Annotated in this window: 23 protein-coding genes; 8 read left to right on the top strand and 15 right to left on the bottom strand. The window is 34.9% G+C overall.

Annotated features, from left to right (window positions below; translation table 11 throughout):
- Positions 1 to 40 precede the first annotated feature (40 nt).
- Positions 41 to 910, bottom strand: a complete 870-nt coding sequence (locus FDM27_RS08955; RefSeq protein WP_071185975.1) for an AraC family transcriptional regulator — start codon at positions 908 to 910, stop codon at positions 41 to 43.
- Between the two features lie 282 nt (positions 911 to 1,192).
- Here FDM27_RS08955 and FDM27_RS08950 point away from each other — a divergent pair, with 282 nt between their 5' ends.
- Both FDM27_RS08950 and FDM27_RS08945 read left to right on the top strand, forming a co-directional pair.
- Entirely contained in the window at positions 1,193 to 1,957 is a 765-nt protein-coding gene (locus FDM27_RS08950; RefSeq protein WP_071185974.1) for an SDR family NAD(P)-dependent oxidoreductase, read from the top strand.
- A 60-nt stretch (positions 1,958 to 2,017) separates the two neighbouring features.
- Positions 2,018 to 2,872, top strand: coding sequence for a fumarylacetoacetate hydrolase family protein (locus tag FDM27_RS08945; protein WP_071185973.1), 855 nt, complete (start codon positions 2,018 to 2,020; stop codon positions 2,870 to 2,872).
- Between the two features lie 297 nt (positions 2,873 to 3,169).
- Here FDM27_RS08945 and FDM27_RS08940 read toward each other — a convergent pair whose 3' ends face one another.
- From FDM27_RS08940 to FDM27_RS08915, 6 genes are all read right to left on the bottom strand, one after another.
- Complete coding sequence (locus FDM27_RS08940; protein WP_140485997.1) at positions 3,170 to 3,949, bottom strand: hypothetical protein; 780 nt, start codon at positions 3,947 to 3,949, stop codon at positions 3,170 to 3,172.
- Between the two features lie 232 nt (positions 3,950 to 4,181).
- The gene (locus FDM27_RS08935; protein WP_140485996.1) at positions 4,182 to 5,285 is read right to left on the bottom strand and encodes an NADH:flavin oxidoreductase; all 1,104 of its coding nucleotides are present in this window, start codon (positions 5,283 to 5,285) and stop codon (positions 4,182 to 4,184) included.
- 338 nt (positions 5,286 to 5,623) lie between these two features.
- Positions 5,624 to 7,042: a TolC family protein gene (locus tag FDM27_RS08930; protein ID WP_140485995.1), complete on the bottom strand. Its 1,419-nt coding sequence runs from the start codon at positions 7,040 to 7,042 to the stop codon at positions 5,624 to 5,626.
- Positions 7,043 to 7,106: 64 nt separating this feature from the next.
- Positions 7,107 to 10,337 (bottom strand): efflux RND transporter permease subunit, encoded by a 3,231-nt coding sequence (locus FDM27_RS08925; RefSeq protein ID WP_255510506.1) that lies wholly within the window; start codon positions 10,335 to 10,337, stop codon positions 7,107 to 7,109.
- A gap of 17 nt (positions 10,338 to 10,354) precedes the next feature.
- Positions 10,355 to 11,491: an efflux RND transporter periplasmic adaptor subunit gene (locus FDM27_RS08920; protein WP_140485994.1), complete on the bottom strand. Its 1,137-nt coding sequence runs from the start codon at positions 11,489 to 11,491 to the stop codon at positions 10,355 to 10,357.
- 213 nt (positions 11,492 to 11,704) lie between these two features.
- On the bottom strand, positions 11,705 to 12,283 hold the full coding sequence (locus FDM27_RS08915; RefSeq protein ID WP_140485993.1) for a TetR/AcrR family transcriptional regulator: 579 nt from the start codon (positions 12,281 to 12,283) through the stop codon (positions 11,705 to 11,707).
- A 512-nt stretch (positions 12,284 to 12,795) separates the two neighbouring features.
- On the opposite strand from FDM27_RS08915, the gene FDM27_RS08910 reads away from it, so the two are divergent.
- A complete protein-coding gene (locus FDM27_RS08910; protein WP_071185966.1) occupies positions 12,796 to 14,433 on the top strand; it encodes a sodium/sugar symporter in 1,638 nt (545 codons plus the stop codon).
- A gap of 125 nt (positions 14,434 to 14,558) precedes the next feature.
- Here the strand turns inward: FDM27_RS08910 and FDM27_RS08905 are convergent, their stop codons facing one another.
- A complete protein-coding gene (locus tag FDM27_RS08905; RefSeq protein WP_071185965.1) occupies positions 14,559 to 14,870 on the bottom strand; it encodes a DUF3861 domain-containing protein in 312 nt (103 codons plus the stop codon).
- Between the two features lie 318 nt (positions 14,871 to 15,188).
- Here FDM27_RS08905 and FDM27_RS16060 point away from each other — a divergent pair, with 318 nt between their 5' ends.
- Both FDM27_RS16060 and FDM27_RS08900 read left to right on the top strand, forming a co-directional pair.
- Entirely contained in the window at positions 15,189 to 15,425 is a 237-nt protein-coding gene (locus FDM27_RS16060; RefSeq protein WP_181161649.1) for a hypothetical protein, read from the top strand.
- 35 nt (positions 15,426 to 15,460) lie between these two features.
- Entirely contained in the window at positions 15,461 to 15,739 is a 279-nt protein-coding gene (locus FDM27_RS08900) for a putative quinol monooxygenase (RefSeq protein ID WP_140485992.1), read from the top strand.
- A gap of 20 nt (positions 15,740 to 15,759) precedes the next feature.
- Here the strand turns inward: FDM27_RS08900 and FDM27_RS08895 are convergent, their stop codons facing one another.
- The 6 genes from FDM27_RS08895 to FDM27_RS08870 form a co-directional block, all read right to left on the bottom strand.
- Positions 15,760 to 16,062 (bottom strand): DUF6787 family protein, encoded by a 303-nt coding sequence (locus FDM27_RS08895; RefSeq protein ID WP_071185962.1) that lies wholly within the window; start codon positions 16,060 to 16,062, stop codon positions 15,760 to 15,762.
- Between the two features lie 33 nt (positions 16,063 to 16,095).
- On the bottom strand, positions 16,096 to 16,533 hold the full coding sequence (locus FDM27_RS08890; protein WP_071185961.1) for a DUF6146 family protein: 438 nt from the start codon (positions 16,531 to 16,533) through the stop codon (positions 16,096 to 16,098).
- A 118-nt stretch (positions 16,534 to 16,651) separates the two neighbouring features.
- Positions 16,652 to 17,209, bottom strand: coding sequence for a hypothetical protein (locus tag FDM27_RS08885; RefSeq protein WP_140485991.1), 558 nt, complete (start codon positions 17,207 to 17,209; stop codon positions 16,652 to 16,654).
- Positions 17,210 to 17,305: 96 nt separating this feature from the next.
- On the bottom strand, positions 17,306 to 18,256 hold the full coding sequence (locus FDM27_RS08880; protein WP_140485990.1) for a D-2-hydroxyacid dehydrogenase: 951 nt from the start codon (positions 18,254 to 18,256) through the stop codon (positions 17,306 to 17,308).
- Positions 18,257 to 18,360: 104 nt separating this feature from the next.
- A complete protein-coding gene (gene serC / locus FDM27_RS08875; RefSeq protein WP_140485989.1) occupies positions 18,361 to 19,431 on the bottom strand; it encodes a 3-phosphoserine/phosphohydroxythreonine transaminase in 1,071 nt (356 codons plus the stop codon).
- Positions 19,432 to 19,523: 92 nt separating this feature from the next.
- Positions 19,524 to 20,582, bottom strand: coding sequence for an acyl-CoA reductase (locus FDM27_RS08870; protein ID WP_140485988.1), 1,059 nt, complete (start codon positions 20,580 to 20,582; stop codon positions 19,524 to 19,526).
- 138 nt (positions 20,583 to 20,720) lie between these two features.
- Here FDM27_RS08870 and FDM27_RS08865 point away from each other — a divergent pair, with 138 nt between their 5' ends.
- Positions 20,721 to 21,071, top strand: coding sequence for a 4Fe-4S dicluster domain-containing protein (locus tag FDM27_RS08865; protein ID WP_071185956.1), 351 nt, complete (start codon positions 20,721 to 20,723; stop codon positions 21,069 to 21,071).
- Between the two features lie 43 nt (positions 21,072 to 21,114).
- Here the strand turns inward: FDM27_RS08865 and FDM27_RS08860 are convergent, their stop codons facing one another.
- Positions 21,115 to 21,858, bottom strand: a complete 744-nt coding sequence (locus FDM27_RS08860; RefSeq protein WP_071185955.1) for a class I SAM-dependent DNA methyltransferase — start codon at positions 21,856 to 21,858, stop codon at positions 21,115 to 21,117.
- 284 nt (positions 21,859 to 22,142) lie between these two features.
- Here FDM27_RS08860 and ychF point away from each other — a divergent pair, with 284 nt between their 5' ends.
- Together ychF and FDM27_RS08850 are read left to right on the top strand one after the other, a co-directional pair.
- Positions 22,143 to 23,237 (top strand): redox-regulated ATPase YchF, encoded by a 1,095-nt coding sequence (gene ychF, locus FDM27_RS08855; protein ID WP_140485987.1) that lies wholly within the window; start codon positions 22,143 to 22,145, stop codon positions 23,235 to 23,237.
- 108 nt (positions 23,238 to 23,345) lie between these two features.
- The gene (locus FDM27_RS08850; RefSeq protein ID WP_140485986.1) at positions 23,346 to 23,882 is read left to right on the top strand and encodes an NADPH-dependent FMN reductase; all 537 of its coding nucleotides are present in this window, start codon (positions 23,346 to 23,348) and stop codon (positions 23,880 to 23,882) included.
- Positions 23,883 to 23,978: the final 96 nt, after the last annotated feature.

Raw genomic sequence — 23,978 nt, 5'->3', positions numbered from 1 at the left:
GCGGCGGAATAGGTGGAATTAATTTCGATAAATTTTAAGTTTAACGCGCTATTTTGTTTTTGTATTCTTTAGGAGTGTTTCCCGTATTTTTCTTGAATAGTTTATTGAAATTAGAAACGGTTTTATAGCCGCATTCATAGGCGATTTCCGAAACACTCATGTCAGTTTCAATAAGCTGTTTGCATGCATTGGAAATGCGTATTTCGTTCAGATATTCAATAAAATTCTTTTTGGTTCTGGATTTGAACATTCTGCAAAAAGAAGTCGGTGTCAGATTGGCAATTTGAGCTACTTCATCCAGAGAAATCTCTTTTTTGTAATTGTCTTTTATGTATTGGTAAACATCCGAAAGACGATCTTTTTTGAAAGAATCGTTGGAAGGAGTGTAAGTTTCGCTATTTATGAAGTCTAAATCAGTAGTGGTAGCGGATAGAAGAGATAAGATTTCGAACAGACCTATGATTACTTCAAAGTCCTGTTTGATAACTAATTGTTCTAATTTTTCAGCAATCAGTTTGTTTGTTTTTCCTTTAATTGAAAGCCCTTTTTTTGCTTTTTCGAAAAGGCTATTGATTTTTTGAGCTTCTTTTAATTCGTAAAAAGCCGGGCCAAAAATATCTTTGTTAAAGTAAACTACAATGGCTTTTGCCTTTAGTTTGTTGATGTTGTGATAATAAATTTCGTCATTTAGCCAAACATGAGGGATATCGGAACCAAGGAAAACCATATCTCCGGCTTCAAAATTGTCAACAGAATTACCTATAATCCTTTTACCAAAACTTTCCTTTACATAAACCAGTTCCAGTTCCGGGTGGGAATGGAAAGGGGCCTGAAAGAAAGATTCCTCTCTGACAAGTACAGAAATAGCATTATTTAGGTAAGACGATATTTGGGTTCTCTCTAGTTTCATTAGCTTCCAAAGATAAATAATAATTAGATAAGGATAAAATCGAATTATTATTTAGGATTGTGGCACAGTACCTTTATTTTTTTATATTTAGATAAATTTAAAATCGTAATCTATTGGTATTTAAAACGATATAGTGTTGGGTGTTGGTTTTGTAAATCAGTTGTTATTTCCAATAATTCAACAAATTAAGACTATTTTGTCTCTTGAAAACGAAGCATTTATTTATAAATTTGTCCTTATTAAAATAAAATATCATTTATAATAATTTAATACTACGTTAAAATGTTCTCATTAAAAGATAAAAAAGCAATCATAACAGGTGGTGGTAGCGGAATAGGAAAAGCTATTTCTGTTTTATTTGCAAAACAAGGAGCTGAAGTTCATATTATAGAATTAACTGCCGAAAGTGCCCAAGCTACCGTAGATGAAATCACTGCCGAAGGAGGTAAAGTTTTTGCTCATGCCTGTAACGTTGCCAAACATGATGAAGTAGTTGCTACTTTTGAAAAAATTGGTAACATTCATGTTTTAGTGAATAATGCCGGAATTGCCCATGTAGGTAAGGTTGATACCACTCCGGAAGCTGATTTTGACCGAATTATGGACGTAAATGTAAAAGGAGTTTATAACTGTTTGTTTGCAGCTATCCCTCAATTCCGTAAATCAGGTGGAGGATCGATTGTGAATATGGCTTCGATTGCTTCATGGGTTGGTATTTCAGATCGTTTTGCTTATTCTACAGCCAAAGGAGCTGTGATGTCTATGACTTTATCAGTTGCCAGAGATTATATCAACGAGAATATCCGTTGCAATTCGATTTCTCCTGCACGTGTGCATACTCCTTTTGTAGATGGATTTATTGCTAAAAATTATCCTGGAAATGAGGCTGAAATATTCGAAAAATTATCAAAATCACAGCCTATTGGAAGAATGGGAAAACCGGAAGAAATTGCTACTTTAGCATTGTTTTTAGCAAGTGACGAAGCTGGGTTTATCACAGGATCAGATTATCCAATTGACGGAGGATTTATCAAATTAAATAATTAATTCTAAGCGACTTAGTTGCTAAATACCTAAAAGAAAAAAATAACAATAAAATATAGAGAAATGAAATTAATACGTTTTGGAGCAGCAGGCAGCGAAAAACCAGGAATTTTAGTTGGAGAAAAAAGATATGATGTTTCTTCAATTGTAACTGATTATAACGAATCTTTTTTTGAGAATAATGGCTTAGAAAAGTTAAAAGCAGCTATCGAAAGCGGAACTTCTTTCCCTGAAGTTTCAAATGAAGTTCGTTTGGGGTCTCCGGTTGCAAGACCTTCAAAAATTATTTGCATTGGTTTGAATTATGTGGATCACTGTCATGAAACTGGTGCACCAATCCCAACAGAGCCTATCATTTTCTTTAAATCGACTACTTCTTTGTGTGGACCAAATGACAATGTGATTATCCCTAAAGGAAGTGAAAAAACCGACTGGGAAGTTGAATTAGCTTTTGTAGTGGGTAAAAAAGCAAGTTATGTGGAAGAAGCTGAAGCTTTAGATTATGTTGCGGGATATGCTTTGTTAAACGATTATAGCGAAAGAGCTTTCCAAATCGAAATGGGAGGGCAATGGGCAAAAGGGAAAGGTTGTGATACTTTCGCACCTCTTGGACCGGTTTTAGCAACACAGGATGAAATTGCCGATGTGAACAATCTTCCAATGTGGTTGACTGTAAATGGTAAAAAATTCCAAAACAGTAACACTTCTAATTTAGTGTTTAAAATTCCATTTTTAGTGCATTACTTAAGCCAGTTTATGACTTTACTTCCTGGTGATATCATCAGTACAGGAACGCCTCCTGGAGTAGGTTTAGGTATCAAACCAGATCCTATTTATGTAAAAGCAGGTGATGTGATTGAATTAGGTATCGAAGGTTTAGGTTCTAGTAAACAAGTTGCTGTAGCTTATTCTAAATAAGATATACCGAATATATTTTTTAAAAGGAGTATTGGATTTAAAGATTCAGTACTCCTTTTTTGATTAAGTATTAAACTCTTGGGTAAAATTTTTTGATTGTAAATTTTCGTCAGTTCGAGGTGGATTTTTAGAAAATGAGATAGCTTTTTCTGATTCCGAAGTTTCGGGAGTATCGGGAAGCATTTTTTAATAATACCGTCATTTAGGTTTTTAAAACGACGCAGGTTTTTTTGATTAGTGTTACACATTAAGCCAATTGCCTAAATCCGTTGTTTTAGCGTTAGGCGTACATTTTTATTAGTACACTCTATTTATAATTTCCATTGCTTCATTTTTAGCATTTTCAACATTTTTAAACTTTCGAGAATAGAAGTAAAATAGCGCTATACCAAACTTTGGAAGTTCTAAAAAAATAAAATCATTTAAGTGATGAAAGAAATAAAAACTTTCATTTTTGGTTTTAAATATAACTAAAGAGTTTTGATTACTAACTTTAGATTTCTGGGTAACTCTTTTCTGCGCAAGTCTAATTTCAGTTACCGCTTTACTTGGCGAATAATCTATGTTGGCTCTCATAATAGATATAGGAATGTCTCTTAGATATTCTAAATATTGAGACGACTTTGATTTTATGAATTTTCTCCGAATCTCCAATAATTGAAATTTATATTCTATTATTTCTAACCAACGAATTATGTTTTGCAATTGCTCATCATTAAAAAATGAGTTTGATAAATCAGTATCTTTAAAAATGGAAATTATATAGCTTTCAACACTACTCAATAAATTATTGTTACAATCTGCACAAACTGGAATTGTCGTTTTATTATATGTTTGTTCGCTACCATTTGTATCAGTTACAAAGAATTTTTTAGTGCAATTTTCAAATGTCCATTTTGGCAATACATGTTCTTTTGTTAAATTATCTTGACTTGCACAAAAAACACATATTTCTTTTTTTGATTTATCTTTTGAACTAATTTTAGGAACGTGTCTCACTAAAACATCATTCATGATTTCTTTGGAATTCTGTCTTAATTTGACCCGAAGATCTTTTAGTTTAATGTCAATGTCCATGAATGTGTTTTTGATTAAGTGTCTTATAAATTTGCGCGTAACTTAGTATATAATCAATATAAAGTAGCAACTATACACCCAAATATAGGTAGATAGGCACTACATAGCTTATTTTTTCAAATGTAGTATTTTTACTCAATCAATTCTTATGAATTGAAAATAAAAAAACAAACCCGACAGCTTTTAAAAAGCTGTCGGGTTTGAATTAAATTAAATAACCAGAATATAAAAATTATAAAACCAATTCGCTTAGAGCTTCTTTACTAAATCCTACCAATTCCTCTGTTTTTCCAGCTTTTATTTTGGCAACCCAATTCGGGTCGGATAATAAAGGTCTTCCAACGGCAACCAAATCAAAATCGCCTCTGTCGAAACGTCTTGTTAGTTCGTCCAAAGACGCTGGTTGCGAACTTTCACCTGCAAAAGCACCAAAGAAATCACTAGAAAGTCCAACAGAACCCACCGTGATCGTTGGAGCTCCGGTTAGTTTTTTAGCCCAACCTGCAAAATTTAAATCAGAGTTTTCAAATTCAGGTTTCCAGAAACGACGTTGTGAACAATGCAAAATATCCACTCCGGCATCCACAAGAGGCGTAAGCCAGGCGTCTAATTCCTGAGGTGTTTTAGCCAGTTTATAATTGTAATCAGAAGGTTTAAATTGAGAGAAACGCATGATAACCGCAAAATCATTTCCTACTTGTCTTCTAATTTCTTTCACCACTTCAATTGCAAAACGGCTGCGTTCCTTCAATGTTTTTCCTCCATAAATATCAGTACGTAAATTGGTTTCAGGACTAAAGAATTGGTCAATCAAATAACCGTGCGCACCGTGAATCTCGATAGTGTCAAAACCCAGTCTTTTAGCGTCGGCAGCTGCTTTTCCAAAAGCAAGAATAGTATTTTCAATGTCTTTTTCAGACATTGTATTTCCGTTATTGAAACCGGGACGGTTCAATCCTGACGGACCTTCAAAAGGTACTGGCGGAACCCAACCCGAATGATGATTGTCCATAATGCCCATGTGCCAGATTTGTGGTCCCATTTGACCTCCGGCAGCGTGAACTTCATTGATTACTTTTTTCCATCCTTTTAATGCCTGATCGCCGTAAAAATGAGGAACATTTCCATCATTGGATGAAGAAGGTCTGTCGATAACTGTTCCTTCAGATAATATTAAACCCACTTCGCCTTCGGCTCTTTTTTGATAGTAAGAAGCGACTTCATCCGTTGGAATTCCGTTTGGAGAAAAAGAACGCGTCATAGGTGCCATTACGATTCTGTTTTTAAGATTTAATGTCTTAAAATTAAAGGGGGTAAATAAATTAGTTGTACTCATACTATTTTATAATTTTAGATTTTATTAAACTGTTTGTATTTAACTATATATCAAATGTTGTTGTTTTTAGATTATCCCGTCCTTAGCTTCCGCAGTCGAGTGTCAAATGTTTGAAGAATGCGTAAAAAGAAAATCTGTTTGATCCGCCGCGGCGGAGAGTTATTTTCTTTTAGCATTCGAAAACTAATTTGACCGACGAGGAAGTGTAAGACTTGAAATCGAAGATTCATGAATACCAAAAAAAATAGGAACGCATGAATAATTTTTTGTTTCTTTTTTGATCAAGCAAAAAAGAAAATGGATAATCTAATTTTTTACTTTTATATCAATTGAATGTATTATCTCCAACCACCACCCAAGGCTCTATACAATTCAGTATTAGCAGAAAGTTGTTCTCTTTTTATATTCGCCAGTTCCAATTCACTTTGTAATAAATTGGCCTGTGCTGATAAAACTTCCAGGTATTCCGCCATTCCGTTTTGGAATAACAAATTGGCATTTTTAATTGCCTGCTGTAAAGTCTTTACTTTTTCTTTTAAGAAAGTTTCCTGCTGCTGCAATTTTTCCACTTTTACCAAAGCATCTGAGACTTCACTCACTGCAACCAAAACAGCCTGTCTAAAACCCAAAACGGCTTTTTCTCTTTCGACTTTCGCAATATTGTATTGTGTTCGCACTTTTTTAGAGTTTAATAAGGGCTGGGTTAAACCTCCTGCAACTGTTCCAAATAACGAAGCCGGAATGTTGAACCAATTGCTGGTTTCGAATGAATTTACGCCGCCCTGAGCTGTAATTCTAAGCGCAGGATACAAGTCGGCTTTGGTGATTCCCACATTGGCGTTAGCCACTTTCAGCGCTAATTCGGCACTTTTTACATCCGGTCTTCGGCTTACTAAGGATGACGGAATTCCGGTTGACGTATTGTTTTTTACTTCAACTGAACTCAAACGAATCGTTCTGTCTTTCGAATTGGGGAATGATCCGGTTAACACACTCAAAGCATTTTCCTGAATGGCAATGTTTTGTTCTAATAATGGAATCAATTGTGCTGCGTTTAATTTTTGTGCTTCCGCTTGTTGAATCGCCAATGAAGTTACCTGTCCCGCATCGTATTTTAATTTGATGATTTTGCTGGTACTATCGTTTAATTGTACATTTTTCTTGGCAATATCTAATTGCGCATCCAGCATCAACAGATTGTAATATCCTTTGGAAACATTGGCTACAATAGAAGTTTGCAATGCTTTTTTTACTTCTTCCGATTGCAGGTAATTTACAAACGCCCCTTTTTTCTGATTGCGGATTTTACCCCAAATATCAGCTTCCCACGAAAGGGAAACTCCGGCCGAATAATCGTCAATGTGTTTTTGCCCCAAAGCCTGATTCAGATTCATTCCCGTAAAACTATTGTCCGACGGATTGCTGGTGCTGGCATTCACAAACAAATTCGCCTGAGGAATATTTCCCCATTTGGATTGCGTAAAACGATATTGCGCAATTTCGATGTTTTTAGTGGCGATTTGTAAATCGTTATTTCGGGTCACCGCGCTATCGATTAACTGAATAATATCTTTTTCGGTAAAGAAGTTTTTCCACTCTAAATTGGCAATGCTAGTGGTATCTTTTGAAACTGATGCATTCCTGAAATTCTCAGGAAATGCATCTTTTGGAGTTTCAATATCCTTAGAAACGGTACAGGATATTAAGGTGATGAAGACAAAAAGAATCATCACTATTTTTGTTATATACTTTTTCATTTTTATACTTGGTCTTTATTTTTCTGAATAGAAATCATCTTTTGTTTCAAGATCTTTCGATATTTTATAGGACAGGTACGTTATGCTGATGATGATTGTCACCAGAATTATTGTGATATAATTTTCCATTTTTATTTTCTTCGTTATGAATTACGGCTACTGGTTTTCCAGAAACCTTTTCTTGTAAATGTTGGAATATGATGAATAAAACCGGGATAATAAATAACCCTAGAATTACTCCTGAAACCATTCCACCCGCAGCTCCAATACTTATCGAGTGATTCCCTTGTGCCGAAGGCCCTTTGGCACTCATCATCGGGATTAAACCAACAACAAAGGCTAATGAGGTCATGATAATTGGTCGTAAACGCAGTTTGGCGGCATCGATGGAAGCTTTGATCAAATTCTGTCCTGATTTTCTTTTTTGCAATGCAAATTCGACAATCAGGATGGCGTTTTTGGCGAGCAGTCCGATAAGCATTACCAAGGCAACCTGTACGTAAATGTTGTTTTCAATTCCGGTTAAACCAATGGCTGCAAATACCCCGAAGATTCCCGCAGGTATGGAGAAGATTACTGCCAAAGGCAAAATGTAACTTTCGTATTGCGCTGCCAGTAAGAAATAAATGAATATCAAACACAGCAAGAAAATCGTTGCCGACTGACCTCCTGACGAAATTTCTTCTCTCGTTTGTCCTGAGAATTCATAGCTGTAACCGGCTGGCAATTGTTGGGCTGCGACTTCTTCGATTGCTTTGATGGCATCTCCTGAACTAAATCCTGGTTTTGGAATGGCATTTATCGAAATAGAGTTGAACAAATTGTATCTCGAAGCAGTTTCTGAACCATAAATACGAGTCAGTTTTACCAAGGTATTGATTGGAACCATTTCGCCACGATTATTTTTCACAAAAACACGGTCGATTGCAGATGGATCAGCTCTGTCGGCAATATCAGCCTGAACAATAACTCGGTAGTATTTTCCAAAACGATTAAAATCAGAAGCCTGAGCACTACCAAAATATGCCTGCATGGTTTGCAGAATGTCTTTGACTTTTACACCCAATTGATCGGCTTTTTCATCATTGATATCCAATTGCAATTGCGGATAATCGGCTTTGAAAGAAGTAAAAGCAACCGCAATTTCGGGACGTTTCATGAGTTCTCCAATGAAGGTTTGAGAAATTCCGCTGAATTTATCCAGTTTTCCTCCGGTTTTATCCTGTAACACCAAATCTAAAGCTTCCACATTACTGAAACCGGGAACAGTTGGGAAACTGAATACAAAGAAGCTTCCACCGGAAATCGCACCTAATTTGCCACGAACCTCATTCATGATTTCGTCTATATTTTTCACTTCGCCACGTTCTTCATTTGGTTTCAGCAAAACAAAAACTACTGCTGATGACGGGCTTGTAGAATTTGTCAATAAGTTGAAACCTGAAATAGCGGTAACGTCTCTGGAAGCATCTAATTTGCTTAAAATATTTTCAGCTTCGGTCATTACTTTTTGAGTTCTGTCCAAAGAAGTTCCCGATGGCGTATTAACCGCGATGGCAATAAATCCCTGATCTTCTGTTGGGATAAATCCTGATGGCGTTGTTTTTACCATTACAATGGTTGCAACAGTTATTAAGGCCAATCCGCCTAAACTCAGCCATTTTTTGCGAATTAGAAATTGCAATCCACCCACATAGCGATTCGTTAAGGAGTTGAAACTCGAGTTAAAAGCAGTGAAGAATTTTTCTTTAAATCCTTTTTTCTCATAAGGTGTATTTTCATCATGTGCTGCATGATTATCTTTTAAGAACAAAGCGGCCAGGGCAGGGCTTAAAGTCAACGCATTAACAGCTGAAATTACAATTGCAATGGCCATCGTAAAAGCAAATTGACGATAGAAAACCCCAGTAGAACCTTCCATGAAACCAACAGGCAGGAATACTGCAGCCATTACCAATGTAATCGAAATAATTGCACCGGTAATTTCGTGCATCGCTTCGTGAGTGGCTACTTTTGGAGACAGATGTTTGTGTTCCATTTTGGCATGCACGGCTTCGACCACCACAATAGCATCATCGACCACAATACCAATCGCCAGAATCAAAGCGAATAAAGTCAATAAGTTAATCGAAAATCCGAATAACTGCATGAAAAAGAACGTACCCAAAATCGCTACCGGAACCGCAATTGCCGGAATCAAAGTTGATCTAAAATCCTGCAAGAAGATGAAAACCACAATAAATACCAATATAAATGCTTCTAATAAAGTGTGTTTTACCTGATCTATCGATTGGTCTAACGATACTTTTGTACTATAAAAAATATTGTGTTTGATGCCCGGAGGAAAATCTTTAGCGGCTTTCACCATCAATTTATTAATCGCAACCTGAATATCATTCGAATTAGAACCAGCCAACTGAATCACACCAATTACAATTCCTTTTTTACCATTCAAACGCGTTAAACTGTTATAAGAATAAGAACCAAGTTCCACTCTGGCAACATCTTTTACACGAAGTACAGAACCATCGGCATTGGAACGAATGGCAATGTTTTGATAATCTTCTGGTTTGCTTAGTTTTCCTTTGTATTTGATTACGTATTCAAAAACTTCTTTACTTCTTTCTCCAAATTTCCCCGGAGCAGCTTCTAAACTTTTGTCCTGAATGGCTGCCATAACTTCATTTGGCGTCACATTGTAAGCCGACATCTGGGTTGGATTTAACCAAACACGCATCGAATAATCTTTTACACCACCAAAAATACTGGCGGCACCTACTCCCGGAATACGTTTGATTTCAGGAATAATATTAATCTGGGCATAATTGGCAACAAAAGTCTGGTCGTATTTGCATTCATCATCGGTGTACATTCCGATGGCCATAATAAAACTGTTTTGTTGTTTTGCAGTGATTACACCTTGCTGAACAACTTCGGCAGGCAACTGACTTGTAGCCTGAGCCACCCTGTTCTGAACGTTTACAGCAGCTCGGTCAGCATCAGTACCCAGTTTGAAGAAAACCGTAATGGCTAAAGTTCCGTCATTACTGGCTGTTGAGCTCATGTAAGTCATGTTCTCAACACCATTTATCGATTCTTCCAGCGATGGTGCAACCGAACGTAAAACGGTTTCTGCATTCGCTCCCGGATAAATAGCCGTCACCAAAACCGATGGTGGCGCGATATCAGGAAACTGTTGTAAGGGTAATTTGGTAAGTCCCAGTATTCCCAAGATCACCAGTAAAATGGAGATAACGGTGGCGAGTACTGGTCTTTGTATAAATATTTTGAACATCTGTATAGAAATTATATTTAGTTAATAATTTGAGCAATTTGTGCTTTTGGTTTCTCAGGCTGGATCAGTTGTCCTTCCTGAAGTTTGTCGATACCGCTTAATACAATTTGGTCACCTGATTTTATTCCGTCTTTGATTAAGTAATTAGTACCGCTTTTTCCGCTGATGTTAATCGGCATTTTGTTGACTTTGTTCTGTTTATTTACGGTGAAAACAAAAACTTTATCCTGCATTTCAATTGTAGCCGATTGTGGAATTAAAATCGCATCGTCATGTTGCACTCCTAATCGGATTTTCCCGGTATTTCCGGAACGTAATGTTCCGTTTTTGTTTGGGAAAGTAGCTCTAACGGTAATGGCTCCTGTGTTTTTATCAAACTGACCATCAACCATATCAATTTTTCCTGATTGTGGGTAAGCTGAATTATCGGCAAGGACTAAAGTAACGGGAGGTAATTTTTTGATTTTATCGCCAAGGGTATTTCCGCTGTACGCTGATTTGAATTTGATAAAATCGGTTTCGCCTAATGAGAAGTAAGCATATACTTCATGCACATCGGATAAGTTGGTTAAAGGCTCAATATCAGTTGCAGCAACCAAACTTCCTTGTTTTTTAGGCAATCTCCCAATGTATCCGCTTACAGGGGCTGTAACATTAGTATATCCTAAATTAATTCTGGCCGAACCCACCATTGCTTTTGCCTGCTCAATATTGGCAGCAGCGATTTTTTGTGTTGCTTTAGCGGTTTTCAACTGATAGTCGGAAACTACTTTGTTGTGTACCAATGGTGTCAGCTTATCGACTTCTAACTGAGCGTTTAAATAAGCCGCTTCTGCTGCGTGAAGATTAGCCAAGGCATTGTTTAATTGCTCACGAAAAGGACGCTCGTTTATTTTAAAAAGTGTTTGACCTTTAGTTACATAGGCACCTTCATCAACATAAATCCTTTCCAGGTTTCCGCTAACCTGCGGACGAATTTCGACATCTACGGCACCTTGCAGGGAAGCCGGGTATTCATTTTCTGTAGTGGCTTCCTGTGATTTAATGTTCATTACTGGAAGGCTAGGGGCTGCAGTTGCTGGTGGAGCGGTATTTTTATCGTTGCAACTGATAACGAATAATGCTAGTATGCTTATTAGGGTAATCTTTTTCATAGTTATTGTTTTCCTTAAATTAATATTTGATTTAGAACTTCTTTTTGAAATAAACGTTTCAGAATTCATGCTGTTTTTTATTAAATTAATGTTTGATTTTAGTATTTATTCTGGAATAATCGTTTCAAAATGAATGCTGTAGTTTAAAAAAATGGGTATGCGTAATAAATATTATATCTGAAATAAACGTTCCAGAATTGGTGTAAAAAAAAATTACTTGAATATGTTTTTTATAAGGAATTCTGACATTTTTTTGATTTTGATAGGATTTCCATTAAGGATGTACGATTGCTTCCATCCTGTAAAAGAAGTGGCAATGTATTCAGCCATTAATGCCGCATCTTCCGAATCATCCATTTCGCCATCATCCATAGCTTTTTGTACTATAGTAGCTAAGAATTCAATGAATATATCATTGTTTTTACTCATTACATTTCGGACAGTACAATCATCCGGGGCAATTTCGAAAATCGTTTTCATCCCCAGACATCCTTTATCACAGGATATAATCCAATCTGCTTTATCAGAAATGACCTTAATCAGCGCAGCTTTTGCCGATGTTTCGTTAACCACTTTATCTTTTAATTCCTGCATGGCATTATCAAAATAATTGCTGATGCATTTCATAAAAAGCTGATGCTTGTCGCCAATAGTATTATACAAACTGCTTCTATTGATTTGCATAGCATCCACAAGGTCTTGCATTGAAGTAGCATTATATCCTTTTTCCCAAAAGACATTCATTGCTTTTTCAATTTTTTCGACTTCGTTAAATTCTACACAGCGAGCCATAAGATTTAATTTGAAGGGCAAAGATATAGTTTTTTTAATTCTGAAACAAGCATTTCAGAATTATTTTCTTGTTTTTTAATTTTGGCTGTATTAATTTTCTTTTTTACTTGATTAAAAAAGAAACAAAAAAATATCAATGCGTTCCTGTTTTTTTTTTTTTTTTTTGTATTCATGACCCGAGCCTAAAAGGCGAACGGATGTAATAATTTTCGATTTCAAGTTTTGCGCTTCTTTGTCGGTCATAATTAGTATTCTTTAAATATTTGATAATCGACTGCGGAAATTATGGACACAATTGGAAACAACACAAAAAAAAGTGCTTCTTAATTCGGGAAGAATTTTTTATTCATTGAGGCACAATCTGTTTTTCAGGCTCACCAAATGGATTAATTAGCCATTCCTTTATGAAAAATCCATGTATTAGCATAAAATATCCATATTCAGTTTTTATTTTGAGTCTATTTTTGTGTACATAGTCTTGCTATTGACTACAATAAACCAACCTAAAAATTATGAATGCACTACAAACCGCAGATTACATTGTTTTTCTTATTTATTTTGTGATAGTCACCTCTTACGGAATGTATATCTATCGAAGTAAGAAAAATGCAGTTACAAGCTCAAATGATTATTTTTTGGCCGAAGGATCACTAACCTGGTGGGCTATTGGAGCCTCATTAATTGCTTCTAATATTTCAGCGGAACATTTTATCGGGATGAGTGGTTCGGGTTTTGCACTTGGACTGGCTATTTCTTCATATGAATGGATGTCGGCAGCGACATTGATTATCGTAGCCGTGTTTATCCTTCCGGTATATCTTAAAAACAAAATATTTACGATGCCGCAATTTTTGGCAAAAAGATACAATGATACCGTAAGTGCAATTATGGCGGTAATCTGGTTGCTGATTTATATATTCGTAAATCTTACTTCGATTATTTATTTAGGTGCTTTGGCCATTTCATCGATTGCGCCGGTTAGTTTTGAGTTTTGTGTTATCGGATTGAGTTTATTCTCTGTTATAGTTACTTTAGGAGGAATGAAAGTAATTGGATATACCGATATGTTTCAGGTAATCGTATTGATATTGGGAGGTTTGGTTACCACTTATTTGGCACTAACTTTACTTTCAGAGCAGTTTGGATATGGAAAAGATATTTTTAAAGGTCTTGCTATTATAAAAGAAAAAGCACCGGGTCATTTGCAAATGATATTTGATAAATCGAATCCACATTATTCCGAATTACCGGGAATGTCAGTAATTATAGGAGGGATGCTTATCAATAATCTGGCTTATTGGGGTTGCAATCAATACATCGTTCAAAGAGCTTTGGGGGCCGATTTAAAAACTGCCCGAAAAGGGATTTTGTTTGCAGCCTTTTTAAAATTATTAGTTCCGGTTATTGCAGTTTTGCCGGGTATTGCCATGTATGTAATGCATCAAAACGGAATGTTTCAAAGTGAAATGCTTGACGCAGCGGGAGTTTTAAAACCGGATCGTGCTTATCCTACATTGATGAATTTATTGCCAGCCGGTTTAAAAGGAATTGCCCTGGCAGCTTTAACTGCTGCAATTGTGGCTTCTTTAGCAGGAAAAGCGAATAGTATTTCGACAATTTTTTCTTTAGATATTTACAGAAAATATTTTGATAAAAATGCCTCTGAAAAAAAATTAGTACGTGTAGGAAGGCTAGCTGTTGTGGTAGCGATGCTAATTGGTGCTATTGTTGCGCCTTCTTTAAAATCATTAGATCAGGCTTATCAGTTTATTCAGGAATATGTAGGTTTCTTTTCACCGGGAGTATTAGCAATTTTTATGTTGGGAATGTTTTGGAAAAAGACTACTGCTAATGCCGGTCTTGCGGGTGCATTGCTGACAGTGCCTATTGCTACAGTATTAAAATTCCTGCCTGTTTGGACAAACGGTGCTTTTCCGGATTTTCCTTTTTTAGACCGAATGAGTATTACTTTTGTTATGATAGTAGCTATCATGGTAGGAATAAGTCTTTTGAAACCTGAACCGGTTCAATTACACGAAAAACACAATATAGAAGTGGATACCTCAATGTTTAAAGTGTCTTCAGGTTTTATTATTGGATCATTTATTATTTGCAGCGTGTTAGTGGCATTATATACTGTTTTTTGGTAATTCTTAAGTTTTTAAAAAAAGAGTAAAAGAAAAGATTGCTTAGATTATAGTTTAGTTTTTAGATTGAAAAAGGATTTCGCTTTAAATAGTGAAATCCTTTTTTTTTTGTTTTCATTCGAAATTATTTATTCTGAATCTGCGGCGGGAATGGCTTTGAGTCTTTTCATAAAGGCTCCAAAGGCAGGAGCTAATTCCTCAAACAAAGGATCTTTTCGATTTTTGAGCATCACTTCGCTGAATAGTTTCAGACCAATGGCAAATTCGGTAGCTTGTTGCTTATCGCCAAATAAGTTTTTGTTCTTTTGTCTTTCGATAATCGAGAAAATATCGTCGTGGTTGTTGAACGTTAATTCGATAGGGGCTACTGAAATACTTTCTCCTTTTGAATCCTTAAGGTATTCGAGTGTGAGTTTATATTGATGGGCTCTTTTTTCCATGATTTTATTGTTGTTTTATATTGTCTCCTATAAAAGTAAAACATACTGATGAAATACTAAAGTTAAATAGGCCAAATCAGGAATCGCATCTATTAAAACGCTATTAGAATCGATTGAGGGTAATTAGCTTTTGATGAAATTTTTCGTGAGTTCGAGCCAATGACTTTTTTATTAAATGTGAAATAATGGATTATTAATTTTCTTTTTTGCTTGATCAAAAAAGAAACAAAATATTATTCATGCGTTCCTATTTTTTTGGTATTCATGAATCTTCGATTTCAAGTCTTGCGCTTCCTCGTCGGTTAAATTAGTTTTCGAATGCTAAAAGAAAAAAAATCTCCGCAGCGGCGGATCAAACAGTTTTTCTTTTTACGCATTCTTCAAACATTTGACACTCGATTGCGGAAGCTAAGGACAGTTGAGTCTCAAAAACAACAGAATTTTGATTTATACAGTAATACACCAACATTGAAATCCTTGTCCGTTTTTAATTTTCATCAGCTCGAAAAGGGAAAAACAGAAAATAGTATTATCTTTAAACAGGATTTTACTTAATTATGTAGATTCCATTTTTTAAATTTTATAGAATTATGATTTCGATTACAGCTATTATAAAAAGCAAAAAAGAAAATATAGAAGTGGTTAAAGAGATGGTTCACAGTTTGGTTACCAATACCAGAAAAGAAGCTGCTTGTGTTCGATATGATTTACATTATTCCGAAAATGTTTTTATTATTTGGGAAGAATGGACAAATCAGGCGGGACTTGATATTCATAATGAACAGTCTTATTTGATAGATTTTATAGCTAATAGCGAAACTCTGTTAGCTTCTCCTATTCAGGTTTTCAAAACGACTCAGGTGATGTAAGTGGGATTTTGAATTCAGGATTATTCTTTAAACATAAAACCTAAACCCATTTTTTGAAGCATTTTTTTTTCGAATGCCCAGAAAAATTTGAATTGACCAAATAAAAATCCAATTAGGACTAACAGAATTTGGTACAAAGGAAAAATTAAAATCAAACGAATAGGAGTGTGCCAGAAACCAAAATCTTCTTTGAGAATTCCTAACCAGACACAAACTGGTTTTGAAATCCATGCCGAAGCTGATCCCGTAATGGCAAAAACGATAAAAACTATTGTAAGTTGAAAATTAGAAGTAATTCCCCAACGTTTTTTTAATCCCTTCATTTTTATTTATAATGATAACAAATGTAGTAAAGATTATCTTAAAGGAACGTGACCCCAGAGTTTTTGACGGTAATTATTTTGAAAATAAATCATATAATTGTAAATCAAATAATTTACTTCGTAACCGTAATCAATGTTAGGGTCGTAATCAATATTCATTTCATATAAATTTCTGCTGTAACGTTGCGGTTGTAAAAAGCGATTGTTCCATTCGTTGATATACAATCTGTTTTTGTTTTCCAGATAACTTTGGGTATAAAAACCACGGGGATAAGCCATAGAGTTAAGCCAGGTTGTGAAACCGGGATCAATAATGATAACTTCGTATTCGAGGTCTTTATTGGCAATTTTGATAGTATCATTAGTGCTGGCTATTTCGTTTTTTTGTTTTATAATACTGGTTTTGTTTGTATTACAACTTATTGTAATAATAGCTAAAAGGGTTACTAATATGTGAAAAATATTTTTCATGATGATGAAATAAGCTATTTAAATTTACGAATTTAATAGCTTGTTTTGATTGTTTTTAACAAAAAAATAGCCATTTATCTCAGGTATAAATGGCTCTATAGTAAAATTGTAATCTGATTTATCTTCCAAAAAGTTTTCCAAGCATACTGCCTAAACCTCCTTTTTTGGTTAGTTCTTTGGCATCGTCTAAATCAATTTTTCCATCGGAGTTTTGATCTAAACCAAAATGGATTCCATAAGTACCTATAGCCTGCATAATACTAGCGTGTTCTGGACTATCACCGCCTGTTAAGGAATCCAGTAATCCGGAAAGGCTGATACTCTTGTCTTTTGGGTCGTTAGCTTTGTTAATTAGGGAACTGAGTACTTGAGGAATCAAATTTGTTGCTGTGTTAGTAGCTGTAGCTGAGTTAATTCCTAATTTTTGAATCAATGAATTGGATACTTCATTGGTGATTTTTTGAATGGTGGGATCATTTTTATTGATGTCCTTGCCTTGTAATAAGCCTGCAATTTGAGATAAATCAGCTTCGGTTGCTATTTTTTGTAAACTTGAAAATATAGAACTGCTGGTTTCTTTTAAAACTGCCTCATTTTGTTCGTTTGGAATAGCCTCGTTTTTTACAACAGCATCTTGTCCAAATTCTTGTACTAGTTGTGTTAATTGTTCTAACATGAGCTTTTTTTTTAAATGGTTTAATCAAATATAATGAAAAAAGGACTCATTACCAATTGATAAAGAGTCCTTTTGTGTTATATAATTCTTAAACTATTAGCTCAAAATGCTGATGATTTGTGATGCTAATTCAGTTCCAATTCTGTCCTGAGCTTCTCCAGTTGCAGCTCCAATGTGAGGAGTCAAAGAGATTTTTGGGTGCATTAAAAGTTGAGTTGCCGGAGTTGGTTCGTTTTCGAAAACATCTAAACCTGCAAAAGCAACTTTTCCGCTGTCTAAAGCTTTAACTAAATCTACTTCGTTGATAACACCACCACGGGCACAGTTTACAATACCTACACCGTCTTTCATTGTAGCAAACTCTTTTTCAGTTACAATGTAACCGTTTTGAGCAGGAACGTGTAATGTAATGAAATCAGCTTCCTGAAATAAAGATTCTAATGATTGAGAAACAACAGTTGTAGTTATTGATTGTCCGTCAAAGAATTCAACTTTAATATCCACTTTTGGGATAAAACTATCAGCAGCGATAACTTTCATACCTAAACCAAGAGCCATTTTAGCTGTAGCCTGACCAATACGACCAATACCTACGATACCTAAAGTTTTTCCTCTTAATTCAACTCCGTTAGCATACGCTTTTTTCAAATCATTGAATTTTGTGTCTCCTTCTAAAGGCATGTTTCTGTTAGAATCATGTAAGAAACGAACACCAGATAATAAATGAGCAAAAACTAATTCAGCTACAGATTCTGATGAAGAAGCAGGAGTGTTGATTACGTGAATTCCTTTGCTTTTAGCATAATCCACATCAATGTTATCCATACCTACACCACCACGACCGATGATTTTGATACCAGGACAAGCGTCAATAATATCTTTACGTACTTTGGTTGCACTTCTTACCAAAACTACGCTTACGTTGTTTTCATTGATATAGTTAGCTACTTGTTCCTGAGCCACTTTTGTAGTGATTACTTCAAAACCACCTTTTTCTAAAGCTAAGATTCCACTTTTTGAAATCCCGTCGTTTGCTAATACTTTCATTTCTTTTTTTTTATTTTAAAGATTCGAATTCTTTTTTGGTTGAAATAAAGAACGATTAAAAGTTTTTGACCTTTAATCGTTCCATTTATTTATATGTTTTGTTTTTAAACGTTTTTTTCTAAAGCTTGCATTACATCTACTAACACTTGTACGCTTTCAATTGGCATAGCGTTGTAGATAGAAGCTCTGTAACCGCCTACTGAACGGTGACCTGGCAATCCTGAAATCCCGGCTTCTTTCCACATTTTGTCAAATGTTTCAGTATGTTCCGGGTTAGTTAGCAAGAAAGTAACATTCATGTTAGAACGATCTTCTACTACAGCAGCACCTTTAAATAATGGGTTTCTGTCGATTTCATTATAAAGTAATTCTGCTTTTGCGTTGTTTAATTTTTCAACAGCAGCAATTCCTCCTTTTTCTTTGATCCATTTCATAGTCAATAGAGAAGCGTAAACCGGGAAAACTGGTGGAGTATTGTACATACTGTCAGCTTTGATATGTTTAGCATAGTCTAACATACTTGGAATAGCACGTCCGTTTTTACCTAAAATTTCTTCTTTAACAACTACTAAAGTAGTTCCTGCAGGTCCCATGTTTTTTTGAGCTCCGGCATAGATAATGTCGAATTGAGAAAAATCGATTACTCTTGAGAAGATATCTGAACTCATATCGCAAACTAACGGTACATTAGTTTTAGGGAATGATTTCATTTGTGTACCAAAAATGGTATTATTAGAAGTACAGTGGAAATAATCTGCGTCAGCAGGAATTTCATAATCTTTAGGAACATAAGTATAGTTGTCTTCTTTTGATGAAGCAACAATTACAGTTTCTCCAAAGAATTTAGCTTCTTTAATAGCTGCAGTAGCCCAAGTTCCTGAATCTAAATAAGCGGCTTTCCCATTTTCTTTCATCAAGTTGTAAGGAACCATTAAAAATTCAAGGCTTGCTCCACCTCCAAGAAAAAGAGCTTTGTATCCTTTTCCTTCTAATCCTAGTAATTCAAGAGCTAAAGCTCTGGCTTCGTCCATAACGGCAACGAAATCTTTACTTCGGTGCGAAATTTCTAAGATAGATAATCCTGAATTATTGAAGTCTAAAATAGCTTGTGCTGATTTTTCAAAAACTTCCTGTGGTAAGATAGATGGTCCTGCGCTGTAGTTGTGTTTTTTCATGGTGTATTTAAGTCCAAAAAATTAAAATGCAAATTTCGGTAATAGGAGTTGAATAAGCATTAAATTATTCATAATAATTATTAAAAAATTTTCTATGTTATTAACAAAAACGATATAGTATCGGTGTTATCGGCATAATCCCATAATTTAGGTTGTTGTGTCTGTCCAAATGCGACGCTATTTTTTACTAAATTATTACTCACAATACATTGGATATTGTCGGCTTCTGAATCCAGTCTTTTTTCTAAATCTGCAAGATTTTCGTAATATTCGTAAAAAACGCTTGAAATAGGAGAGGCATGGCTATTATCTTCTTTGATAGTTAAAAAGCCATTGTCTAATAATTTGAAATTACTCATCAGGAAAACCGCCTTATTGTAATCGTAATTGTTGGCGTATTTTTCATATTTGATTATATCCTGATATTCGAAGATAGCTTCAAAAAAAGCATCAAAATTATATCCTTTTGGAACAAAAAGCTTGGATACATTGCGGCATCCTAAACCAAAATACCTGAAAATATCTTCGCCTAAAGCAATTAATTGCTCTTTGGTTTCTTCTCCATTCAAGATGGCAACCGAATTTCGGCTTTTGCGAATAATAGAAGGTTTGTCTTTAAAGTAATATTCAAAATAACGGGCGGTGTTGTTGCTTCCGGTGGCAATTACGGCATCAAAATTTTCCAGTTTGCCTTCGGTAAAAGTGATTTTATTGGCTAATTCAGGTGCAATGTGAATTAGGTATTTGGCTAAAAAAGGCAATAAATGCTGATCGTTTGAGGATGTTTTTATTAAAACATCGTGTCCGGTAACCAGTACTGATAGAAAATCATGGAAACCAACCAGTGGGATGTTTCCGGCTAGTATCAGTGCAATTTTCTTTGGTTTCACATTGGTAAAATCATAAGCATTTAACCATGTATTCAGGTTTTCTGCTGTCAGGGCATTTGTCCAGGATTGAACCGCATAATACACTTGTTCAGGAGTGTACCATCCATTATGAGATTGAGATAGATGGATTAAATCAACAAAAGAATCAAAAAAAACAGCATTGCCTAAAACGTCTTTTTTTTGGGTGTTTTCGGCTTCGGAAAATTGACTTAAAAATTTTCCTAATTCAATAAACGCATTTTTTTTTGTTTCTAATGTCATAATGTTTGTTTATGAAATGTTTTGATTGTAATTTTGCACAAAAGTAAGATTTAATAAGTCGAAAGTCAAAAGTCTTAGGTCAAATGTTTTTTTGGTTAAAGGATTTTAGCTTACAAACAAAATAAACACAGAATAAAAATGGCAATTATCATAACAGACGAATGTATCAACTGTGGTGCATGTGAACCAGAATGTCCAAATACAGCAATCTATGAAGGAGCTGACGATTGGAGATATAAAGATGGTACAACATTAAAAGGAAAAGTAGTGCTTCCTGACGGAACTGAAGTAGATGCTGATGAGGCACAAACTCCAATTTCGGATGAGGTATATTACATCGTTCCGGGTAAATGTACAGAGTGTAAAGGGTTTCATGATGAGCCTCAATGTGCTGCTGTATGTCCTGTGGATTGTTGTGTTCCGGATGAGAATCATGTAGAGGATGAAGAAACCTTGTTGAACAGACAGGCTTTCTTGCATAATGAATAGTTGATTATATATAATTTCAATTTAAAAATCCTGAGTGAATAACTCAGGATTTTTTTTGTGCTACAATTACAAAAGTGTCGTAAGCATAGGTTTTTCGGTCGATAATTTCGATAATTTCAAAATGGTTGAGATAGAGAAATAATTGCATTTCGTTTAATGTAAAAACTCTTACGGTAGCATAGTCGTTTGCAATTATTTTAGTATTGTCAATTTCGTCACTGTAATATTTAGCAGTCCATTCGAGCAAAAAATTATCGTGCATACTTACTTCCCAACTGCTTTTTCGGCTATAATTAATGCCTTTATGTTGGGCTGAATGAATAATGGCTGTGTTTTCTTTGATATGAGGAATGAATCGGTTTGCGTCTATGAAGTCAAAAATAATAATTCCTTCGGTATTAAGGTTGTTGTACAAACAGCTAAAAGTGTCGTTGATGTCGTTATTTGAAATTAGGTAACTCGTAGAACGACTGGTGATGATTATGGCATCTACTTTTTTTTCGAGGTTAAAATCACGCATGTCAGCGTGAATAAATTCGCAGTTTGGATTTCTTTTTTGCGAGATACTAATCATGCTTTTGCTGTAATCAAGACCGGTGTAGTTTTGTTTATTTTCTATAAAACGTTGAGCCAGATTTCCTGTTCCGCTGCCTATTTCTAAAATGCTTTTGGGATTGTTTTTTTGGAGTAAATTATTGTAAAAAGTATATTCTTTATCATAGTTTATGAAGCTTTGGTACATGGCATCATATATTTCGGCCATTTTATCTGGATAAAGATTAGTCATAAATTATACAATTAGTTTGTTAATCGTTTTGGTGTGATTTGTCAACTGCAAGATAAGTTTTTTTGCTGAAAGCATTGGATTTGGAATTCTTAAAAGATAGATAAATTACCGGATCAGTATTGAAAAAAGAAATAATAAAAATGCTTGTTTTATGTTCTTAAAAGTGGTGCAGTATTAATTTTATAAATATGCTCTCTATAGATTTTTATATCTTATATTTGCAACCGTTTAATTTAAAATCTAAAGGGCTTTAGCTGTAATGGCTGGCTGTAAACAATACGATCATGAAAGCAGGAATTGTAGGATTACCAAATGTAGGGAAATCAACTTTATTTAATTGTTTGTCTAACGCTAAGGCGCAAAGTGCCAATTTTCCGTTTTGTACTATCGAACCTAATATTGGTGTGGTAAACGTACCGGATCCTCGTATTAATAAATTAGAAGAATTAGTAAAACCGGAGCGTGTTCAAATGGCAACTGTTGATATTGTTGATATTGCAGGTTTGGTAAAAGGAGCCAGTAAAGGTGAAGGTCTTGGAAATCAATTTTTGGGTAATATCAGAGAATGTAACGCGATTATTCACGTTTTGCGTTGTTTTGATAATGATAATATTGTTCACGTAGACGGAAATGTAAATCCAATTCGTGATAAAGAAACAATAGACATCGAATTGCAGTTGAAGGATTTAGAAACGGTTGAAAAACGTTTGGAAAAAGTAAATCGTGCTGCTAAAACCGGAAATAAAGAAGCGCAGGCTGAAAAAGCACTTTTAGATAGAATTCGTGAAACTTTATTACAAGGTAAATCAGCTCGTACGGTAGTTCCTCAAAATAATGATGAAGAAGAATTGATGGAGGATTTTCAGTTGATTACTACTAAGCCGGTTTTGTATGTATGTAATGTTGATGAGTCATCGGCGGTAAGCGGTAATCAATATGTTGAGCAGGTGCGCGAAATAGTAAAAGATGAAAATGCTGAAGTTATTGTGCTTTCAGTTGGTGCTGAGGCTGATATTACCGAATTAGAAAGTTATGAAGAGCGTCAGATGTTTTTACAGGATTTAGGTTTAACTGAGCCTGGTTCTTCTGTTTTAATTCGTGCCGCTTATAAATTATTGAATTTACAGACTTACTTTACTGCAGGAGTAAAAGAAGTTCGTGCCTGGACTATAAAAATTGGCGATACAGCTCCAAAAGCGGCTGGAGTAATCCATACTGATTTTGAAAAAGGATTTATTCGTGCAGAGGTAATTGCATTTGGTGATTATGAAACTTATGGTTCTGAATCTAAAGTTAAAGAAGCAGGAAAATTACGCGTAGAAGGAAAAGAATATGTTGTTAAAGATGGAGATGTAATGCACTTTAGGTTTAATGTGTAGTTATTAGAATAAAGAAAATAGAAAAAAACTGCTGGAGAAATTCAGCAGTTTTTTTATTTGAAATTGGTATTTCAAATTTTATTACTTTTAAAAATAAAATAAAAGATTATGAAAATTATAGCCTTTGGCGCAAGCCCCAGTAAAAATTCTATCAATAAGAAGTTAGCGACTTATGCTTCGTCACTTTTTGTAAATGCTGAAGTAGAAGTGTTGGATTTGAATGATTATCAAATGCCACTTTTTAGCGTTGATGTCGAAGCAGAAATAGGTCAGCATGAATTGGCGAAAGCTTTTTTGGTAAAAATAGAATCTGCTGATTTTTTAGTCATTTCTTTGGCAGAAAATAATGGAAATTATTCAGCTGCTTTCAAGAATTTATACGATTGGTGTTCCCGAATTAACGGAAAAGTTTTTCAGGGAAAATCAATGTTGCTTTTGGCGACTTCGCCGGGAGCCAGAGGAGGTGCATCAGTATTAGAAATTGCCAAAAATGCTTTTCCACGTTATGGTGCCGATATAAAAGCTGTTTTTTCGTTGCCAAGTTTCAATGATAATTTTGATGTTGAAAACGGAAAGATTTCTAATGAGGAATTTGATAATCAATTAAAGGAAATTGTTAAGAATATTCAATTCCAGAATCCATAGTTCTAATTTTTTTAAGTTGAAATTATAGGTGTTTTTTTCTGGTTTATGTAATAGAAGCTTGTTTGTTGATTTTTAGGTGATTGACTTGTAAATGGT

It is taken from the genome of Flavobacterium sp. GSA192, from assembly GCF_006386525.1.
GTDB classification, from domain to species: Bacteria; Bacteroidota; Bacteroidia; order Flavobacteriales; family Flavobacteriaceae; genus Flavobacterium; species Flavobacterium commune.
Note: the sequence above shows the minus strand (reverse complement) of the source record. Positions and strands in the feature narration are given on the sequence as shown.

Excerpts from the sequence above, each read along its gene's own strand:
- FDM27_RS08885 (WP_140485991.1), bottom strand. The coding sequence starts at position 17,209 with ATGTTAGAACAATTAACACAACTAGTACAAGAATTTGGACAAGATGCT.
- FDM27_RS08860 (WP_071185955.1), bottom strand. The coding sequence starts at position 21,858 with ATGACTAATCTTTATCCAGATAAAATGGCCGAAATATATGATGCCATG.
- FDM27_RS08955 (WP_071185975.1), bottom strand. The coding sequence starts at position 910 with ATGAAACTAGAGAGAACCCAAATATCGTCTTACCTAAATAATGCTATT.
- FDM27_RS08920 (WP_140485994.1), bottom strand. The coding sequence starts at position 11,491 with ATGAAAAAGATTACCCTAATAAGCATACTAGCATTATTCGTTATCAGT.
- FDM27_RS08905 (WP_071185965.1), bottom strand. The coding sequence starts at position 14,870 with ATGGAAAAAAGAGCCCATCAATATAAACTCACACTCGAATACCTTAAG.
- FDM27_RS08945 (WP_071185973.1), top strand. The coding sequence starts at position 2,018 with ATGAAATTAATACGTTTTGGAGCAGCAGGCAGCGAAAAACCAGGAATT.
- FDM27_RS08895 (WP_071185962.1), bottom strand. The coding sequence starts at position 16,062 with ATGAAGGGATTAAAAAAACGTTGGGGAATTACTTCTAATTTTCAACTT.
- FDM27_RS08900 (WP_140485992.1), top strand. The coding sequence starts at position 15,461 with ATGATTTCGATTACAGCTATTATAAAAAGCAAAAAAGAAAATATAGAA.
- serC (WP_140485989.1), bottom strand. The coding sequence starts at position 19,431 with ATGAAAAAACACAACTACAGCGCAGGACCATCTATCTTACCACAGGAA.
- FDM27_RS08870 (WP_140485988.1), bottom strand. The coding sequence starts at position 20,582 with ATGACATTAGAAACAAAAAAAAATGCGTTTATTGAATTAGGAAAATTT.
- FDM27_RS08935 (WP_140485996.1), bottom strand. The coding sequence starts at position 5,285 with ATGAGTACAACTAATTTATTTACCCCCTTTAATTTTAAGACATTAAAT.
- FDM27_RS08890 (WP_071185961.1), bottom strand. The coding sequence starts at position 16,533 with ATGAAAAATATTTTTCACATATTAGTAACCCTTTTAGCTATTATTACA.
- ychF (WP_140485987.1), top strand. The coding sequence starts at position 22,143 with ATGAAAGCAGGAATTGTAGGATTACCAAATGTAGGGAAATCAACTTTA.
- FDM27_RS08940 (WP_140485997.1), bottom strand. The coding sequence starts at position 3,949 with ATGGACATTGACATTAAACTAAAAGATCTTCGGGTCAAATTAAGACAG.
- FDM27_RS08850 (WP_140485986.1), top strand. The coding sequence starts at position 23,346 with ATGAAAATTATAGCCTTTGGCGCAAGCCCCAGTAAAAATTCTATCAAT.
- FDM27_RS08950 (WP_071185974.1), top strand. The coding sequence starts at position 1,193 with ATGTTCTCATTAAAAGATAAAAAAGCAATCATAACAGGTGGTGGTAGC.
- FDM27_RS08930 (WP_140485995.1), bottom strand. The coding sequence starts at position 7,042 with ATGAAAAAGTATATAACAAAAATAGTGATGATTCTTTTTGTCTTCATC.
- FDM27_RS16060 (WP_181161649.1), top strand. The coding sequence starts at position 15,189 with ATGCTAAAAGAAAAAAAATCTCCGCAGCGGCGGATCAAACAGTTTTTC.
- FDM27_RS08910 (WP_071185966.1), top strand. The coding sequence starts at position 12,796 with ATGAATGCACTACAAACCGCAGATTACATTGTTTTTCTTATTTATTTT.
- FDM27_RS08915 (WP_140485993.1), bottom strand. The coding sequence starts at position 12,283 with ATGGCTCGCTGTGTAGAATTTAACGAAGTCGAAAAAATTGAAAAAGCA.
- FDM27_RS08865 (WP_071185956.1), top strand. The coding sequence starts at position 20,721 with ATGGCAATTATCATAACAGACGAATGTATCAACTGTGGTGCATGTGAA.
- FDM27_RS08880 (WP_140485990.1), bottom strand. The coding sequence starts at position 18,256 with ATGAAAGTATTAGCAAACGACGGGATTTCAAAAAGTGGAATCTTAGCT.
- FDM27_RS08925 (WP_255510506.1), bottom strand. The coding sequence starts at position 10,337 with ATGTTCAAAATATTTATACAAAGACCAGTACTCGCCACCGTTATCTCC.